We start from the raw sequence: 17551 nt of genomic DNA, 5'->3' as shown, positions 1-17551 counted from the left end.
CTCAGTTAGGGGGTATGTTCGTCGATGAGTCGCCACAGTGCTTCGTCGATGTCACGCACAACTATGAGGGTTGCAAAGAGGAGCGAGATCACGAATCCACCGACGAAGACGCGGGCACTCGTGACAGCGTCCATCGGAACGACTGTTCCGAGAGCGACGTAGAGCGGGAGTAAGAGAACGAACCAAACTTTATACAATCTGTAGAGGCGACCAGAAAGTTCGACACGTTTGGCGATGTGTCTGACGGCAAGCGGTGTCGCGATTGCGATCTGGAGGCCGACGAACACTTTGACGTACAGGTCCGATAATTGGGGAAGAACCCACGCAGCCACCGAAAACGCACATCCAATAGAAATAATACCGACCCAGATGGTTCGAACCTTGTCTATTGAAAAACTCTTCATAGCTACGTTGGTAAATACATTCTACAGATGAAAAAACTAAATGATCTCTAACTCCAGTTCAGCTCAATAGCATCCCAGGTCACCCCGCCGTCAAAGTCTCCGCTGGGATCCATATCAACTGTGGAATTGCCTACAAAAATAGCAGTTGAGTGACAGCCTGCGTAAATGTCGACTGCATAATGTTTTCCGGCTTCGAGATTCACTCCGATATCTGTCGTGCTCTCACCGGTACTAGTCCGGAAATCAACTGGGGCGACCATACCGTCGGCAATTCTCTCGATATCAATAAACTCTTCTGCCTCGTAATCCCAGACGTATCCCGCGATCCCCCATTTACCACTGGCGCCACCTGGGAACGTTGGCGTGACCTGTGCCGTCCAAGCGACAGCCCGTTCCGTAGATATCTCGAAATCAGCATGTTTGTCATCTGGTTCGGACGCGGAATTCTCTATCTCGAGACTGACCCAGGTTTGTGCGAAGGCTCCGGGAATACCGAGAGCGGTCGCTTGAGTTGACGCCTGACACTCATTACCATCGGTGTCGGAATTAGCGTCACCCATCCAATCATTGATTGTTTTCGCTCGATCATGTGTCGCTGACGTGAATGTCCTGTCGTTACCAATTTGGACCTGAGTCCATTCATTACCGGGGGTGAGGGAGCCGGCGTTGTTTCGAATCTTTGAATTGAGTGATTGCGCACTAATGCGGTCACCGGTCAGTGGACTCTCCCGCTTGTCCAAAATATACTCTTGGTTATCCCACACCGCTCTGATAACACGAGCGGACTTCACCTTGAAGATGATTGTCGTTCGAGATCCATCGGCAAACTCCAGTGACCGTTCGAATACTTTGGGATCGGTACTAATCTCCGTCGTTGAAGTGTCCACGGTACCATCGTGTGGTTCCCTCACGGACTCGAGTCGGTCAAGGAAGTCTTGAAAATCGCCTGTTTCTCCACTGCGGTGGTCCCGCCGGGATCTATCCGATCCAGACTGTTGATCTTGTCTGGCAGCTGCAGTCGGTGGCGATGCGACAGCAAATCCAGAGCCAATCACTTCTAGCAGGGACCGTCTATCGAGGGCTTCTTTTCTTGATATTCCAATATTATGTTGGCCGAGTATCATATTATATTTTACGGTGTGATAAAATATAACACATCTAACTATTATAGTATATTATAAACCAGTGCTTTACTTTGCTACTTCCACTCAATTAATTTGATAGGATGGGTCGGCAGACAGAGCAAACACTATGGTTCGCTGTCTGTACTTTGATTCTGATACTCGACTGGAGTGTATTGTCGATAATAAATTAGTGGTCACAAGCGTGTCATTACGCGAGCACTCGGTTGGGCAAGTCAATTCTGATGCGTATATCCGCCGTCACTACGGAAAAACAGTGGCCTTGCCCAGTGCGTCTCGGGAGAGTTTGCTCTCCCGGTGGATAACTACGGACGAGGACCGCGAGGCGGTGATGGAGTGTAGCGATCGAAGGGACCTCGGAATATGCGAACGGGGAAGAAAGACCCGCGAGCAGTCGCACTAGCGCCGCTTTAGCTTACGCGATCAGCTGCTCTTCGCCGCGTTCGACCTTGATTCGGCACGGGGGCGTGATCTTGTTGTACGCGCGGCGGAACGCTTCCTTGACTTCCTCGGCCTGGTCGACCTCGCAGTAGGCCGTGAACAGATGCTCGCCGGCCTGGACGCGGGCGGCGGTGCCGACGATCTTCCCGAAGGCCTGGCGCATGCCGTCGGAGACACGGTCGGCCCCGGCACCGGTCGCCTGTTTGTTCTCCCTGATGACCTGGTGGGGGAACTTCCGCAGCGTCATCTTGTAGTTGCCTTCGCCGAACTCCTTGATGAGGTGGCGGTTCGCCGAGAGGCGCGAGGCCTCCATGGAACCGTGGCGCAGCTGGCACTCTTCCTCGACGATCAGGGAGATCTGGACCGGGTAGTCCTCGGGGTCGGCGTCCTTGTTACCCATCTGGTGCTGTGCGATCTTCGAACCGGGAATGCCCGTGATGTACTCGCGGCGCGTGTACGAGGGCTTGTTGATTTCCCGGTACATCGAGGCTGGCTTGTCCGACATAGATACTCTTGGCGGATACGTGGCCGAGCGAGCGTATTAAGCCTTCGAACTCCCGGCGGCTCCGTGTGTCGCTGTTGCACGGTTACCCCCGTGTCACTGGGCTGTTTTTGAACGTGTAGCCCCAAGAGAGAGTACGATGAACATGCTCGTAGACGGGGAGTGGCGCACTGACGCCTATCAGACGACGAACGAGGACGGGGAGTTCGAGCGGGGGGCCACGTCGTTCCGAGACCGTATCGAGGACGATCCCGACGCACGCTTCCAGCCCGAGGCCGGCCGGTATCACCTCTACGTCTGTCTGGCCTGCCCGTGGGCTCACCGAACGCTGTTGGTCCGGTCGCTGAAGGGGCTCGAAGACGCGATCTCCGTCGATTACGTCGATCCGTTCCGCGGCGACGACGGCTGGCAGTTCACGTCAAAAAAGGCCGGCTGTACCGAGGACAGCGTCAACGGCAGCGACTACCTGCGCGAGGTGTACCAGGCCGCCGACCCGGGGATGACGGGTCGCGTGACCGTTCCCGTGCTGTGGGACAAACGAGCGGAGACGATCGTCAACAACGAGTCCGAAGAGATCCTGCGGATGCTCGACACCGAGTTCGACGCGGTCGCGACCCGAGACGTGGACCTCTACCCGGAGGGCTACCGCGAGGAGATCGACCGCATCATCGACGAGATCTACGAGCCGATCAACAACGGCGTCTACCGCACCGGCTTCGCCGACAGCCAGGCGGCCTACGACGACGCCGTCGACGAACTGTTCGACGCGCTGGACCACTGGGACGCGGTGCTCGCCGACCAGCGCTACCTCGCTGGCGATCGGCTCACGGAGGCCGACATCTGCATGTTCACGACGCTGGTGCGCTTCGACGAGGTGTACCACACCCACTTCATGTGTAACCGCCGTCTCATCGAGCAGTACGACAACCTCTGGCCGTATCTGCGTGACCTGTACCAGACCCCGGGCGTGAGCGAGACGGTGAACGTCGACCACATCAAAGAGCACTACTACACGACCCACCCGGACGTGAGTCCCAAGCGGATCGTCCCGGCCGGCCCCGAGCCCGACTTCGACGCGCCCCACGACCGCGACGAACTACCGGGCGAGCCGCCCGAGGCGCTGCTGGAAACGGCGGACTAATCTCGGCTGACCGTCTCACCGTTCGATCTCGAACGATGATTTAAGCCGTTCGGGTCCGACAGACGGAACGATGACGACCGTGGGTGGTCGAGGTGACAGAGGCGTCAGTCCCGTCGTCGGCGTGGTGGTACTGGTCGCGATCGCGGTGATCCTCGCGGCGACGATCAGCGTCTTCGCGCTCCAGTTCGGTGATCGTGGCCAGGAGCCCGCTCCGTCGGTCGCGATGACGGCCCAGTACGACGAACAGACGACGCCGAACGGTCAGTACTTCCGTCTCACCGTCCGGAGTGGCGACCGGATCGAGACTCGCCAGCTGTCGCTGCAGCTCCGTGGTGCCGTCGACTCGACGGGCACGTCCGTCGCGGTCGACGAGAGTGCCGATCCGTTGGGGACACAGGCCGGCACGGTCCTCGATGCGGGCGACACGGTCTCGATCGGTGCGAAACAGGTGACGCCGACTCCGTCGTCGGGTGCGTACCTCGATCTCAGCGACGCCGAAATCCGTCTGGTCTGGGACCCACAGGAGCCCGACCGCGAGGAGTCGGCGATCGTCTGGCGCTGGGAACCGACTCGTTGACCGGCTGGGCGGTGGTGACCACCGCAAGTATGAGGTAGATCGCCACTCTCAGAACGGGCATGGAATCCGAGGCGTGGCAGTCGGTCGACATCATCAAGAACAAGCAGGGCGAGCCCCACGTGCTCCAGCAGAAAGTCGAGGTGTACACCGCGGGCGTTACCGAGGAGTCGGCGGGGTACACGAAGCCGACAGTCGAGCACCGTCTCGTCCCGCTGACGGAACTCACGAAGAACTCACAGTGACCGACGAGCGCACAGCGGTGCGGGCGACGCTCGCGACCACGATCGTCGCGGGACTGGTCTACCTGCTCGCCGTGCCGCTGCTTCGCCCCGCACAGGTGGCGGTCGCCACCGACGTGTACTACCACGCCGGCACGACGCTGTTGGCCGGCGGGGACCCCTACGCCGTGACGCCTCCGTCCCATCCGACCTTTCACTACATCTATCCGCCGCTGGTGTTGCTGGCGTTCGTCCCGCACGTCCTGACCGGGAGTCCGCTGGGTGCGTACCTGTTCCAGACCGCGCTCACCCTCGCGACGGCTGCCGTCCTCGCGGCGGTGATCGTCCGTGCCATCGAGGACGCCGGTGTCGCGCTGGCCCGGCGGGACCGCCTGCTCGTGGGCGGGGTCGTCCTCGCCTCGGTCCACTCGGTGCCGGTGCTGGTGATGGGACAGGTGAACCTCCAGTTGGCCCTGGCGATCGCCGTCGGCGCGCGACTGCTGGCCGGTGGCCGTGAACTGCGTGCCGGCGCGGCCTTCGCGCTGGCCGGGGCGGTGAAGCTGTTCCCGGCCGTGGCCGGGCTCTGGCTCCTGGCCCAGCGGTCCTGGCGTGCCGTCGGCGCTGCGATCGCGACCGGACTCGGGACGATCGCGGCCGGTCTGGTCGTGTTCGGTGTCGGGCCGACACGAACCTTCTTCACCGAAGTCGTCCCCGGCGAGCGGCAGGCCGAGGCCTTCTCCGGCGGCCTCGATCCGTCGGCGATGTTCGTGACGATTCGGCGGCCCTTGGCCGCACTCGCCACGGAGCTGTCTCCCGACGCGCTCGCCGCCGTCGCGCTGGCGCTGTTGGTCCCGGTCGTGCTGGCGTCGCTCCGGGACCTGCGAAGCGAGGTCGGCCGCCTGATCGGGCTCCTCGCGACGCTGCTGGCCGCGCTCGCGTACCTGCCACTGGAGCCGTTCTACTACTCGCTGCTGTACTACCCGCTGCTGGTCGTCCTCTATCGCCTGCCGCCGGGGCGCGTCCGCGGGCTCTTTCTCGCCGGGACGCTCGGACTCTCCGCGATCGTCTCTTATCCGGCGGTCGAGCAGCTGCTGGTCGTCGCACCGCTCTCGCCCGAGACCGCCGCGGCGCTAGCGGTGACGGCGCGCGCGCTGTTCTCGATCGCCCAGCCGCCCCTCGTCGGCGTCGTCCTCCTCTTTGCCGGCTGCGTGTACTGGCACCACGAACACGCCGCTCGCGGGTCCGAAGCGACTGAACCGACGGAGCGTCCGACTACGAAGTGAGCCGCTGTGCGTACTCCTCGTCGCCCCCGTCAAGCGCTGCCCGCACCGCCTCCGGATCGGTCTCGCCGTCGTCGTTGACGAGGTACGTCCGCCCGCGGGGGCCGTCGTACGCGCCGTGGAGGTCGTAGACGAACCCGTACACCGACACGTCGTCGGGGATCTCCTCGGCGTCCTGGAGGAAGGCGACCTGTCGGTCGACGTTGTACTCGACGAGTCGGTTGACGACGGTCTCCTCGTCGGCGTCCGTGTCGACGGCCGCCAGACCGTCCGCGACGACCGAGCCCAGCGTGTCGATCCACTTCGCGATCCCGCTTGGGTGGCTGTGGCCCGACCCCGTTCCGGCGTGGTAGGCCGCCGTCACCGCTCCACAGCCCGTGTGGCCGACGACCGCGATCGTCTTCGTGCCGGTGTACTCGATCGGGTACAGGAGGTTGCCGTTGACGACCTTCTGGCCGTCGACGATGTCCCACGCCTGGTTGCCGATATTGCTCGGCGTAAAGAGCCAGCCGGGGCCGTCGATGTCGAACATCCCCTCCTGTGAGACCCGCGAGTCGGCACAGCAGATCGAGACGGCCGCCGGGTGTTGCTCCTCCTGGACCTCGTCGAAGTAGCCCGCCGGCCGGCTCTCGACGTGGGCCCGGTTTCCCGCCAGCAGTCTCGCGCGGACGTGTTCGGACATGTTCGAACGATCTCACGACGCGCTGTTAAGTCCACTGGCGAACCGGCCGTGAGACACCGAACGGTTTCGGCGTCGCTGGCCGGTTCATAGAAACGAAAATTGCCGGAGAGACGCAGAACGGCGATTACGGCCGAGCGCGCACTCCGAGACCGCTGACGAAAGCGACCGACTTACAGTCGGGTGACGTTCGTCGCGCGGGGGCCTTTGTCGGCCTGTTCGATGTCGAATTCGATCTCCTGGCCTTCTTCGAGGTCCGGGCCGCCCACGTCTTCCATGTGGAAGAACACGTCGTCGTCAGCGTCCTCAGTTTCGATAAAGCCGTAACCGCCCGTGTCGTTGAAGAAATCAACAGTACCGGTTGCCATTGCGACTGTACGCATGAGAGGGGAACGGATAATACTTCCGAGGGTCGGTGTACCACGGACCACGGCCCCCTCGCGCCCAGATTCGACCGGGCTGTCACCGCGCTCGCCGGTGGTTCGAGGCTCGATCCGTCGGCACCTGTCTGAGCGCTGTCGTCTCTGCTGTCTCGCCCGGCGTACGTTTTTGTGTTCTCACCGCCAGGGACCGGTATGGCAGACGACGGCGTCTGGGTCGGGGCACACGTCGCCGACGGGACCTGGATCGCGGTGGCGTTCGACCGGGAGGGGTTCGATCACGCGGCGACCTTCGACGGGATCGGCGACCTCTGGTTTCGCTACGAGGACGACGCGGCCGCGGTCCTCGTCGACGTGCCGATCGGACTGGTCGAGGAAGCCGAGGGCGAGCGCGAGTGTGACGAGCTGGCCCGCACCCTCCTGGGGCCACGGGCCGACGAGATCGTCGCTCCGCCGGCACGCGAGGCGCTGCGCAAGCGGCGCTACCCCGTCGCGAACCGCACGCACGAGCGCGCGACCGGGACGTCGCTCTCCGAGCAGGCCTTCGAACTCAGCGAGACGATCGCGACGGTCGACCAGCTGCTGCGGGAGTTCTCCGATGCCCGCGATCTCCTCGCCGCCGCCCACCCGGAGGTCGCCTTCCTCGCGTTCGCGGGCGAGCGCATGGAGCACGACCGCCGGACTGCCGGCGGCTACGCCGAGCGCCTGCGCACGCTGGCGTCGATCGATCGGGACGCTCCGCCCGCGGTCCAGTCTGCCGCCGAGGCGATGGACGACACACCGGTCACCGTCGCCGACGTGCTCGACGCGGTGGCGCTTGCCTACACAGCACTCCCCCACGAGGGACGGCTGCGTTCGCTCCCGCCCCGACCACCGCTCGACGACAACGGCCTGCCGATGCAGATCGTCTACCGGGCCGAGGCGGCGCTGATCGAACCCGAATGACCGGCGAGAATCGCGCGGACAGACACCGTTTTCACTGTCGCTTACTGACCGGTCGGTATGCCAGAGGGAACACTGTACGAGCGACTCGGCGAGCGGGAGGGCATCCGGGCCGTCGTCGACGACTTCTACGATCGACTGGTCGCCGACGAGCAGCTGGGGCCGTTCTTCGCTGACGCGGACATGGAACTGTTGCGTCGGACACAGACCGACTTCCTCTGTGAAGCGGCCGGCGGGCCGGAGACCTACGACGCCGCGCCCGTCCGCGAGGCTCACATCGACGTTCCCTTCGAACCGACCCACATCGAACGCGCCATCGAACTGCTGGAAGCGAGCCTCGACGCCTTCGACGTGCCGGCCGACGACGCCGCGGCGGTCGTCGACGCCGTCGCCGCCTACGAGACGGAGCTGCTGGCCTCGCCCGACGAGGAGGTGTGACCGCTGGCCCGATCGACTCGATCGACCGCCGCGAGCGCGTCATCGACGCCGACCACGGGCCCTGGAACTGGTAACGGCCGACCGACCCTGAGCGTTTTAGTCGTTGGCTCACTGCCTTCCTGTATGACCGACTCCTTCGGCATTGGCTTCGTCAGCGCGGGATTCATCACGCGCGAATCGCACGCGCCCAGCGTGGGGTATCTCCCGGACGTTCACGTCGCGGGGATCCAGAACCGCACGCGGGAGAACGCGGAATCGCTCGCCGACACCTGCCGCGAGGAGGGGTGGGGCGATCCGAGCGTCTACGGCGAGGACGCCGTCGCCGACCTCGTCGCGGACCCCGACGTAGACGGGCTGTGGGTGACCAGCCCGAACTTCACGCGCGTCGACGTGGTCGAGGCGGCCGTCGAGGCACTCGAAGACGGGGCCGAGCTACAGGGCATCGCCCTGGAGAAGCCGGTCGCCCGGAACCTCCGGGAGGCCAACCGGATCGTCGACCTCGTCGAGGGAGCGGACCTCCCCCACGCCTATCTGGAGAACTGGCCCCACGAGCCCGACATCGACAAGCTCCGGACGCTGCTGTGGGAGCAGGGCCGCGGGGCCGGCCGTCCCTACATCGCCCGATCGCAGGCCGAACACGGCGGTCCCCACTCCGGGTGGTTCTGGGACGGCCGCAAGCAGGGCGGGGGCGCGCTGACGGACATGCTGTGTCACGCGCTCGCGGGCAACGACTTCCTGCTGTCGGACCCGGACGGCGGGGACGACCTCGAACCGGTCAGCGTCTCCGCCGACACGGAGACGATCAAGTGGCAACAGGACGACTACGCCGACCAGCTCGAAGCCGACTTCGGCATCGACTTCCAGTCGAACCCGGTCGACGACTACGCCCGGACGACGGTGCGTTACGAGGACGAGGACGGCCGGACCGTCGTCTCTGAGGCGACGGGCTCGTGGTGTTACGTCGGCTCCGGCGTCCGTCGGACGATCGAGCTGCTCGGGCCGGAGTACTCCGGGCAGGTGCTGTCCGACGACGAGTCTTCCAGCGTCTTCTTCTCGGACGAGCTGGGCGAGGGCGAGGGGTGGGCGGAGAAACAGACCGCCACCAGCGGGCGAATGCCCATCGCCGCCGCCGACGTGGTCACCGCGGGTTTCGTCGCCGAGAACCGGGACGCGGTGGCGGCGTTCCGAGCCGGCGAGAACGGCACGCTCGACCTGTCCGACGGCGTCCGGATCCTCCGGCTCTGTATGGCCGCGTACAAGGCCGCCGAAGACGGGGCCGACGTGGATCTTCGGGACGCCGATCTGGAGGGGTACACTCCACCGCCCGCGCGGGAGTGACAGCTGACAGTGTGACCGTCAGGGGTCCATCCGGAGCGCGTAGATGATACAGACGAGACCGACCAGTTCGAACGTCTGGATGATCGCCTGTCCTCCCGGACCGGACAGCCACGGGACCACCAGTGACAGCGCGACGACGGGGAGAGGCAACCCCAGAATGATCCCGAACCCGATCGCGAAGAACAGCATCGGTCGGCTGTCGTTGCGCCGATACCCCCTGAACGCCAGGTAGGCGATGAACAGGCCAAGCGCCGCACCGACCAGTTCGTAGCCCTGTACCGCCGCGCTACTCCACCAGGTCGAGTCGCTCGCCCCGCTCTGCGCTCCGCCGTGCCGTCTCGATGATCCGATGGGCCGCCCGGCAGAAGGCGGGATCGGCCGGCCCCTCCGGCTCCCGGTCGGTCTCGATCAGGTCCACGAGGTAGGTCGCCAGGTTCTCGAAGCGGTCGGGCAGCGGATCCGGTTCGACGGTGTACCCTTTCGGCCGATCTGCGGTCGTCACGCGGATCGCCGCGTCGGGGGTGCGCGTGCTGACGGTCCCCTCGGTCCCGACGATCTCGTACCCCTTCACCGGCTGGGGCTGGATCTCCCAGGGGTTGGTGAGCAGCCGCCAGGAGGTCTGGAGCGTCGACAGCCCCTCCTCGTATCGACAGACCGTCGAGCTCTGTACGTCGACGTCCATTCCCTCCGGGACGTACCGCTCGGCGGTCACCGACTCGGGGAGCTCTCCGCCGCGAAACCACGTCGAGAACGTCGCACCGTAGCCGAGGTAGTCGAGCATCGATCCGCCGCCGTCCTCGGGATCGTAGAACCAGCTGTCGTCCGGGGGCGCGCCAGCGTTGCCCCCGTAGTACTGGACCTCGATCACGTCGCCGACGGTGCCACTGGCGACGAGCTCCTCGACGGTGTGTTTCACGGGGTCCCACATCACCGGCCAGTTGACGACGAAGCGCCGGTCCGTGTCGGCCATCGCGTCGAGCATCCGGTCGGCGTCGGCGAGCGTGACGGCCATGGGCTTCTCGATGGCGAGGTGTACGTCGTAGGCCGCGACCCGCTCGACGAACGCGGCGTGTTTCGAGTTGCGCGGGCAGCCAAACACCACGTCCGGTGCCGTCGCTTCGAGACACCGCTCCAGATCGTCGTAGACGTCGTCCTCGGTAAGCCCGCACTCTTCGACGGCCGTCTCAACGGAGCCGGTCGAGCTCTCCGGCTCCTCGTCGCAGACGGCGACGACCTCCATCTCGGGGTGGTCGTGGGCCCAGCCGAGATTCGTGTTCATGTGCATCTGGTCGAAGTTCGCGCCGACGACCCGGTATGTCATACTCGATCATCAGTGCGGGACGGCAAAAGGATTGTGCGCGCCGGTGTCACACCACGTTCTTGTGGGACGGTCACAATACGATCTGTATGCTTCGTCGCCTCCGCGAGAACGGTCCCGTCGTCCTCGTGCCGCTGGCCTGGACGTTCGCGATCGCCGCACATCTGGACGTGCTGGCGCTCCGGACGGTCCTGATCGCTCATCTAGTGATGGACGCCGTCCTCGTCGCCTTCACCGTGCTCTCGTGGTCGGCGATGCGCCGCGGCGTCTTGCGCGCGTGGCGACTCGTCTTGCTCGTCGGACTCGCGCTCACTCTGCTCGGGACGACCGGCCTCTTGCAGACGCCGCCCGCGTCGTCACTGCTGTGGCTCACCGTCGTCGGCTGGCTGCTCGTCCCCGCCGCCGGACTGGCCTACACGGGCCGCCACGTCGACCGCTCGCCGCTGGCGTACACGGGCGGTGCGGTCCTGAGCGCTCTCGGCGCGATCGTCTACGTCGCGGGGACCGTCGTGAGCGGTGACCCTCTGGTGCTGGTCGCCGGCCTCGCAGTCGCTGGCGTCGGCCAGACCGCGGGGATCGTCGCCGCGGTCCGGGACTACTGACACCGCCCGCCCTCACAGGTACCCCATCTTCTCCAGGTGATCGCTGACGTGATCGTCCAGCTCCGTAATTCGACTCGTATCGGGGAGCGGTTCGAGCGTCTCGTCCAAACGCTGGGCCAGTGCCGCCTCGCGCTCGTCGTCGGAGACCTCGACCTCGCCGTCGCCGGTCAGGCGATACAGCGTCGCTTCGCCGGCTGTCGGTCGGATCAGCTTGTGCGTCTCGGTCCGGACCGCCTGCAACCCCCTGTCGTAGGCTTCGAAGCTGTCGTACTGCTGGAGCCGCTCGCGCAGCGGCGGATACGGCCGGTCGTACTCCGCGAAGACCGCGTCGCGGTCGTCGTCGCCGGTCAGTGCGCGGCCGTCGACCTCGTCTGGCACCGCGACGCCGGCCCACTCACAGATCGTCGGGACGAGATCGACCAGCGACACGAGCCGGTCCGACACCGTCCCGGGAGCCGGCGACGGCCGGTCGCCCTCGGGCCACTTGACCAGCAGCGGAACGTTGAGCAGCTCCTCGAACAGCGAAAACTGGTGGTAGGCCAGCCCGTGCTCGCCGAAGTGCTCGCCGTGGTCCGCGGTGACGACGACGAGCGTGTCGTCGTAGACTCCCTGCCGTCGCAGACAGTCGAACAGCTCGCCCAGCAGCGCGTCCACGTACCTGATCTCGGCGTCGTACCAGCACTCCACGAGCTCCCACTCGGTCGGCGACATCGTCACGTCGCCCAGGATGTACTCGTATCCCTCGTCGTCGCCGACCTTCCGGGCCGCCGTCTCGTCGACCGCGTCCCAGTCGTCGAAGCGCTCCTCGAACGGCGCTCTGCACTCCTCAGGTGGCCTGTAGGGCGCGTGTGCCGCGTTGAAGTTGATGAACCCGAAGAAGGGGCCGTCGGCCCGCCGAACCTGCGTTTCGAGCTTGCGCCGCTGGAAGTCCGAGATGTCGTAGCCGTCCCGGAAGTACCGCGGGAGAAACCGGAGGAAATCCAGGCTGGGCTCGTACATCGTGTCCATGAACCGCGGCAACGCGAGGATGTCGTGGTAGTAGTCGAATCCGCGGTCGAACTCCTGCTCGATGCTGGTGTGGTGGGAGTTGCTGAACCCGAACGTCGCGTACCCCGCCGCCGAGAGCAACTCGGCGACGGTCGCCCCGTCGTACTCTCCCAGCGGCTGCGTGCCGAAACTCCCGTGCCCGGACGGATATCGACCCGTGAACATCGACGCGTGGGAGGGCGGCGTCCACGGTGCCGGCGCGATCGCCTGCTCGTAGCGGGTCCCGGCCTGGGCCACCGCGTCCAGCTCCGGCGTCGTCGGCCGGTCGTAACCGTAACACGAGAGGTGGTCCTTCCTGGTCGCATCGAGCACGACGAGCAAGACGTTCGGCGATCCCATTACGCGTCCCTTTTCGGCCGTCCGTCATACAAACTTCGCTCGTGGCCGGCGGTCGTAGGACCGCCGACGTGCGCGGAACCGATGCGTTTGACCGGATGGATCGCTCGCAGTACGCACTGCGACAGCAGCAATCACCGTCTGGGTTCGAGGGAGGGGCTCTATCGCGATGTGACGGTGCTTGTGTCGTGGTTCTTGATGAACTGGGACAGACTTTTTGGTCAACTTAGACAATCACTAATATGATCACGATTACCGAAGCGGTTCAAACTGTAGCAAGACGTGGCTCGAATTCTTCTCGTACATCATCCATCGTTTCAACAGCCCACTCGATGAGTTCCTGTTTCTCCATTGCACTCAGTCCCTCTATATCGTCATCAATGGATCGAGCGACCTTGATTCGACAGGCTCGCTTTTCTCGCAGTCGCTGCCAAGTGACTTCTTCCAAGTTCTCATCGATCTCTGGTTGATCGGATTTCAGGGAACTGTATATCTCTTCATTCCGTTCCCCATCACCCGTGTCGATGTAGAGCTCAGTCGAAAGTTCGGGACCTTGATGGAATGACCACGAGAAACGCACTCCACTGATACCTGCTCCAAACGCTAACCAACTTTGAGGTTGTGCCTTCAACCGAGTCCAATTCGTATTCCTCTCTGCATACTCAGTCGATCACATCAAGAACTCTCTAATCGCTCCATTAGAGCGTGAATCTGCGTTTTCGATGCGTAGTTAGTTCTCAAAATGACACAGACGGAGAGTCTCGGTAATTCGGAGTCGCTGTCGGCGGCAAATCGCCGCCGACGCGACGGTGTTGCCACTCACGACCACTGTCCTGATCGGCGGACAGCTACCGGAAGAACCGGTCGTCGAGTGGTTGGTTTGCTGGAACTGTCCTGCGCACACCGAGCGCTGTCCAGGCTGCTCGCAGCACCATCTCACAGAATTCCGTGAATGACCACTGCCAGAGGCGGCGCCCCCCGCGGCGGGGCGCCGCCACGTACCTCCAGTGGAGATACCGCCAGCTGTTCTGGAGCAGCAGGCTCACCACAAACATCACCAGTCGCAGACCAGCATCCTCAGAACTGGTGAACGCGAGGCTCTGCTTGGCTAATCGGTAGCTCGATTCGATGCCGAAGCGCTTGCTGTAGTGCTCTCGTGCATCTCGTGGTGTGTCGATAAACGGCGCGTCAGCGGCGTAGCCGTGACGCGCCACCCCGTGTTCGTCGTATCGTCCTTGCTGGTAGACGCAGTCGATGAACACAGGGAACGTCACCTTGCCGGCGAGATCGTGTTCGATCTCGCGGCTCCAGCCGCTGCTAAGTTCGTTCTGAATCGTCTCACCCCACTTGACAATCGGCATGGCGAAAGCGTAGTTGTGCGCGTACAGCAGGCTGAGACAGGTGCTATTGTAGAATCCGCGATCCAGGTAGACGGCCTTGACGCCGAGGTCAAGGCCGTCGAGGAGTTCGAGAAACTCGGCGAGGACATCGCTGGTGGTGTCGCCAGCGACCAGCTGGCGAACCGCCAGCGTGTACCGTTTGTTGCGTACCCGCGCATAGAGCGTTGCATAGGCGTGAAACGTCGTTGTTCCGCGTTTCGCTTGAGACGAGTACAACGCCTCTGTCTCATCTTCGTCGCCGTAGTAGGGATCGAGGTGGAGGTCGGCGACGACCTCCACCGATCGATCCGGCAGTGTTTCAAGAGCATCCCGTTGCAGGAGCGTGTCTCCGACCGCCTCAACAGAGTCAAGGTCGAACTGATCGGTGAGATATCCACGGACGGTATTGGCGTGCGGCGAGTCGTCAGTCGTTTCGCAGACGTGGTTGATCGAGGTCCCGCCGGCGCTGGCGCCGGCGAGGACCTCGTACAATGTCTCTGTCGTGACCTCGATGTTCTCACCGAGATCTAACGCAAGCTCCTCGTCGAGGCTGTTGACGACAAAATTAAGCAGGTGCTCTTCCTCTATCTCGCTGTCTGCTTGGGTAGGCTTCACACCGCATCCAAGCAGACACTTCCTCTAACCCGATGTGATCGACTGAGACTCGTTCGTGAGTTCTGCGAAAAATTCTTTGTAGGCCTTCTCACGGGTACTTACCGAGTCTCTCAGTTCTCTTTCCCAATCGTTGGGCTCGACTACAATATCAAACTCGAATCCCAGCTCATCGGCATCTTGTAGCTTGATCACCCGTGGCCTCACTCCGAAGAACATTATCCCTCCAGAGTTGCTATTGTTCATCCATTCCAGCACGGAGCGATGCTCGTCACGGAATGACTCAGAAAGCCAGATTACAAACTCAGCATCGATGCCAGCTGCATATGTGAGTAACTGGCCGAGGTGATTGTGATCAGTATCTCCAAACTGGTTCTCTATTACGACGTTTCCGTCCGTGTTCAACTCTTTACCAGTAATATCTGCAGTGTATCCTCCCACAGAATCTTCCCGCTCTACCGAGTCAATCTCAATACCGATGGCTTCCTCAAGACGATCAATATGGTCGACTAACCAGGGTGTGAACCCATGTTCCTCGTGGTTCCACACATCATTCAGAGATAAGTCCTCAACTAGCCTCAGTTCTTCTGCATCCATGTCTAACACAAGAGGGTGTCATAGAAGTCTTCACACACTATGGTCGAGATTGTGATTATTATAGAGCGTTACTAGCTTAGAAAGCCGTGCACTTGGTGCACGGTGCATTGAAATGTTTAGAGTATCCCTTTTCGTTTCCGAATTATGATTTCTCTCACTCGTTCAGCGTGATTTGACTCGGATTGAACGAACGCTGTGAGGATGGCCTCGACGATCTCGGAGCGGCTGGCTCCGAGATCGTCACACTCAGCAACTAATTCGTCCACTTCTTGTACGATCTCTTCGTCAACAGCAACGCCGAATTTCTCTTTGCCCATATCTATAACCCACTAAAAATGGCGTGCACCAAGTGTACAGCGTTTTGAGGAAGTCAACGAAACCATGAGAACCGTTCTATGACACCCTCTAACACAACTCAAGTGGTTATTAAATCACTTTGTGCGTTTTGGCAAGCTAGGCTAACTTCACCTCTCCATACACTATGTAATGTATCAAACCTCGAGGCTACCTTGAAGATTTACAGAGTTCGGCCTTGTTTAGACGCAGTACAAATCGGCTCTTGCGGCGTATGCTCCGCGAACAGATCGACACAATGAGGCACTCAGGACAGATTTTAGACAACCGCTACGGTCCGTGACTCGCCGATCGAGGAGCGTCTAAACACGGCCCAGAGTTCTGACCTCTATAGCAATTTATTCATCGGTCATTCTTGAAATCGTGTTTTTGAATAGGGTGAGAATCTGGCTCTTAATTATATATTCTCCAGTAATATCTTTTGTCACTGACTCAGCAATCATGTAGGTGAAAATTACACTTAGTACAAGCAATAACAGTTCGTATAAATACAGGATCTGATCAGTGAGGATAAGAAAAGAGAACACCTCTGGCGGTTTGGTTGTCAGTGCTAATAAAGGTAAAAACACGCCCACAGCAATCAAAAGAGAAGAATATTTGAGCGTTTTTGTAATATTCGGCGTGAAGTCTACGATAGTGTTCTTTAACAAAGAGTCGACTTTTGTATAGTCCTTATCAAACTCTTCAATCACTCTCCTAAATGATTGTAGGTTATTCCCGCTGAATAATGATTCATATTTACTTGTATATTCTTGATGTCGTTGTAACCAATCTTGCACTGAATCTCCCGGCATTTCTGGGGAGAAGTGATCCTCTGTGTATCCAGAAGAACTATCAATCTCTAATTCTGAATATAAAGATTGGATGAATTCTGTATTTTCTTTAAAATTCTCATCAAGCCAAGTAACTGAATCTTGGATCTGCTCATACTGCTCTGGTGGCAAAATATAATGTTCTGATGGGTCTTCCGACGGGTTGATTGCCATAGTCAGAATTAGACTGATGTTCGACAGATGATACCAAAGCAGTGTCACATTTGGATTATCTGCATGTAATCCAATCAATCCCTCTACAATCTCTGAAGATACCTTTGACTCTTCCAATAGTGTGAAGAAATACAATTCAGCATCATCTGCAAACTCACCAGCAATCACATTGAGGATCGGTGTATATTTTTCTTCAAGTTCAATCATTGCCTCACGGAGATCTTCGGTTCGGCGTTCCCTCCGCTGCCGCTCTAACTGGTATCGGACTGCACTTAATGTGATTACAAGGCCAGCAATGGCTGCAGTTGATTGTGCCAGTGCAGAGAAAAAATAGTCGGCTTCAGACATTTCTACACCTTGATCTGGAACCAAACTTGACGGGAGTATTAACGAAGATCAATAGATTTCGAGCGAGGTATTTTATCATCGCTCATCTCGATAGATCGTAACATCAATTCTGCTGGCGACTCAGTAGCAGCCAACGATGGACGAGCAGTCAGCTCAAGTGTTCCTTCCACCGCGTGAGCGATGCTTCGAGCGTCTCCGTCTCGCCCGGTTCGGCGAGACGGTGACGTGTATTCACTGCGAGAGTGACGCGGTTGTCGACCGAGGAACGACCGGTAAGGACGCTCAGCAGTACTGGTGCAAATCCTGCGAAACCTACTTCAACGACCTCACAAAGACGATCTTCGGCCAGCATCGCTTCGATCTCGAAGAGATGTTCTATATCGTCAAGGAGATGCGATCTGAGCCGACCGCTCAGATCGCTCGTGACCTNGATCGAGACTACGAGGCTGTTCTCAACTACGTTCACAAAGTGCAGGCCGTGTTTAGACGC

20 protein-coding genes and 2 pseudogenes are annotated in these 17551 nt (G+C 60.9%); 9 read left to right on the top strand and 13 right to left on the bottom strand.

All coding sequences use genetic code 11. The annotated features are described in order from the left end of the window. Positions 1 to 5 precede the first annotated feature (5 nt). From HALKA_RS0104035 to HALKA_RS0104030, 3 genes are all read right to left on the bottom strand, one after another. Positions 6 to 404: a hypothetical protein gene (locus HALKA_RS0104035; RefSeq protein ID WP_018256784.1), complete on the bottom strand. Its 399-nt coding sequence runs from the start codon at positions 402 to 404 to the stop codon at positions 6 to 8. Positions 405 to 451: 47 nt separating this feature from the next. Beyond that, on the bottom strand, positions 452 to 1528 hold the full coding sequence (locus HALKA_RS20750; protein ID WP_155119356.1) for a hypothetical protein: 1077 nt from the start codon (positions 1526 to 1528) through the stop codon (positions 452 to 454). Positions 1529 to 1961: 433 nt separating this feature from the next. Next, positions 1962 to 2492, bottom strand: a complete 531-nt coding sequence (locus HALKA_RS0104030) for a 50S ribosomal protein L16 (protein ID WP_018256783.1) — start codon at positions 2490 to 2492, stop codon at positions 1962 to 1964. Positions 2493 to 2628: 136 nt separating this feature from the next. Between HALKA_RS0104030 and HALKA_RS0104025 the strand changes: the two genes are divergently transcribed. The 4 genes from HALKA_RS0104025 to HALKA_RS0104010 all read left to right on the top strand — a co-directional run bounded on the left by HALKA_RS0104025 (position 2629) and on the right by HALKA_RS0104010 (position 5708). Next, the gene (locus HALKA_RS0104025; protein WP_018256782.1) at positions 2629 to 3630 is read left to right on the top strand and encodes a glutathione S-transferase family protein; all 1002 of its coding nucleotides are present in this window, start codon (positions 2629 to 2631) and stop codon (positions 3628 to 3630) included. Positions 3631 to 3700: 70 nt separating this feature from the next. Further along, a complete protein-coding gene (locus HALKA_RS0104020; RefSeq protein WP_018256781.1) occupies positions 3701 to 4207 on the top strand; it encodes a type IV pilin domain-containing protein in 507 nt (168 codons plus the stop codon). Between the two features lie 59 nt (positions 4208 to 4266). Next, a complete protein-coding gene (locus tag HALKA_RS0104015) occupies positions 4267 to 4449 on the top strand; it encodes a hypothetical protein (protein WP_015761630.1) in 183 nt (60 codons plus the stop codon). Beyond that, entirely contained in the window at positions 4446 to 5708 is a 1263-nt protein-coding gene (locus HALKA_RS0104010; protein WP_018256780.1) for a glycosyltransferase family 87 protein, read from the top strand. The genes HALKA_RS0104015 and HALKA_RS0104010 overlap by 4 nt, the downstream gene beginning before the upstream one ends. On the opposite strand, the gene HALKA_RS0104005 is transcribed toward HALKA_RS0104010, so the two are convergent. Next, positions 5698 to 6387, bottom strand: a complete 690-nt coding sequence (locus HALKA_RS0104005) for a carbonic anhydrase (protein ID WP_018256779.1) — start codon at positions 6385 to 6387, stop codon at positions 5698 to 5700. The two genes, HALKA_RS0104010 and HALKA_RS0104005, sit on opposite strands and share 11 nt — an antisense overlap. 170 nt (positions 6388 to 6557) lie before the next feature. Then, positions 6558 to 6752: a cold-shock protein gene (locus HALKA_RS0104000; protein ID WP_018256778.1), complete on the bottom strand. Its 195-nt coding sequence runs from the start codon at positions 6750 to 6752 to the stop codon at positions 6558 to 6560. A gap of 207 nt (positions 6753 to 6959) precedes the next feature. Between HALKA_RS0104000 and HALKA_RS0103995 the strand changes: the two genes are divergently transcribed. The 3 genes from HALKA_RS0103995 (at position 6960) to HALKA_RS0103985 (ending at position 9482) form a co-directional block, all read left to right on the top strand. Beyond that, complete coding sequence (locus HALKA_RS0103995; protein ID WP_018256777.1) at positions 6960 to 7709, top strand: DUF429 domain-containing protein; 750 nt, start codon at positions 6960 to 6962, stop codon at positions 7707 to 7709. Between the two features lie 57 nt (positions 7710 to 7766). Continuing rightward, a complete protein-coding gene (locus tag HALKA_RS0103990) occupies positions 7767 to 8144 on the top strand; it encodes a truncated hemoglobin (RefSeq protein ID WP_018256776.1) in 378 nt (125 codons plus the stop codon). A gap of 123 nt (positions 8145 to 8267) precedes the next feature. Beyond that, positions 8268 to 9482, top strand: coding sequence for a Gfo/Idh/MocA family protein (locus tag HALKA_RS0103985; protein ID WP_018256775.1), 1215 nt, complete (start codon positions 8268 to 8270; stop codon positions 9480 to 9482). A gap of 18 nt (positions 9483 to 9500) precedes the next feature. Here the strand turns inward: HALKA_RS0103985 and HALKA_RS19045 are convergent, their stop codons facing one another. After that, on the bottom strand, positions 9501 to 9710 hold the full coding sequence (locus tag HALKA_RS19045; RefSeq protein ID WP_449404879.1) for a DUF7521 family protein: 210 nt from the start codon (positions 9708 to 9710) through the stop codon (positions 9501 to 9503). Between the two features lie 58 nt (positions 9711 to 9768). Further along, positions 9769 to 10803: a Gfo/Idh/MocA family protein gene (locus tag HALKA_RS0103975; protein WP_018256773.1), complete on the bottom strand. Its 1035-nt coding sequence runs from the start codon at positions 10801 to 10803 to the stop codon at positions 9769 to 9771. Positions 10804 to 10889: 86 nt separating this feature from the next. On the opposite strand from HALKA_RS0103975, the gene HALKA_RS0103970 reads away from it, so the two are divergent. Next, positions 10890 to 11402: a hypothetical protein gene (locus HALKA_RS0103970; protein ID WP_018256772.1), complete on the top strand. Its 513-nt coding sequence runs from the start codon at positions 10890 to 10892 to the stop codon at positions 11400 to 11402. A gap of 12 nt (positions 11403 to 11414) precedes the next feature. Here the strand turns inward: HALKA_RS0103970 and HALKA_RS0103965 are convergent, their stop codons facing one another. The 6 genes and pseudogenes from HALKA_RS0103965 to HALKA_RS20745 all read right to left on the bottom strand — a co-directional run bounded on the left by HALKA_RS0103965 (position 11415) and on the right by HALKA_RS20745 (position 17061). Continuing rightward, positions 11415 to 12788, bottom strand: coding sequence for a sulfatase (locus tag HALKA_RS0103965; RefSeq protein ID WP_018256771.1), 1374 nt, complete (start codon positions 12786 to 12788; stop codon positions 11415 to 11417). Positions 12789 to 13050: 262 nt separating this feature from the next. After that, positions 13051 to 13437: pseudogene (locus HALKA_RS22340) on the bottom strand (DUF4268 domain-containing protein); the annotation flags it as partial. A gap of 196 nt (positions 13438 to 13633) precedes the next feature. Further along, the gene (locus HALKA_RS0103960; RefSeq protein WP_018256770.1) at positions 13634 to 14779 is read right to left on the bottom strand and encodes an ISH3 family transposase; all 1146 of its coding nucleotides are present in this window, start codon (positions 14777 to 14779) and stop codon (positions 13634 to 13636) included. A gap of 24 nt (positions 14780 to 14803) precedes the next feature. Further along, positions 14804 to 15373: a hypothetical protein gene (locus tag HALKA_RS19040; protein ID WP_018256769.1), complete on the bottom strand. Its 570-nt coding sequence runs from the start codon at positions 15371 to 15373 to the stop codon at positions 14804 to 14806. A gap of 116 nt (positions 15374 to 15489) precedes the next feature. After that, positions 15490 to 15690: a ribbon-helix-helix domain-containing protein gene (locus HALKA_RS0103950; protein ID WP_018256768.1), complete on the bottom strand. Its 201-nt coding sequence runs from the start codon at positions 15688 to 15690 to the stop codon at positions 15490 to 15492. A 375-nt stretch (positions 15691 to 16065) separates the two neighbouring features. Then, a complete protein-coding gene (locus tag HALKA_RS20745) occupies positions 16066 to 17061 on the bottom strand; it encodes a hypothetical protein (RefSeq protein WP_169333099.1) in 996 nt (331 codons plus the stop codon). Between the two features lie 136 nt (positions 17062 to 17197). Here HALKA_RS20745 and HALKA_RS20180 point away from each other — a divergent pair. Beyond that, positions 17198 to 17527, top strand: a pseudogene (locus HALKA_RS20180) (transposase); the annotation flags it as partial. Between the last annotated feature and the right edge of the window lie 24 nt (positions 17528 to 17551).

The sequence above is a fragment of the Halomicrobium katesii DSM 19301 genome, from assembly GCF_000379085.1.
Taxonomy (GTDB): Archaea; Halobacteriota; Halobacteria; order Halobacteriales; family Haloarculaceae; genus Halomicrobium; species Halomicrobium katesii.
The sequence above is the reverse complement of the archived record's forward strand: the minus strand, read 5'-3'. Positions and strand labels throughout refer to the sequence as shown.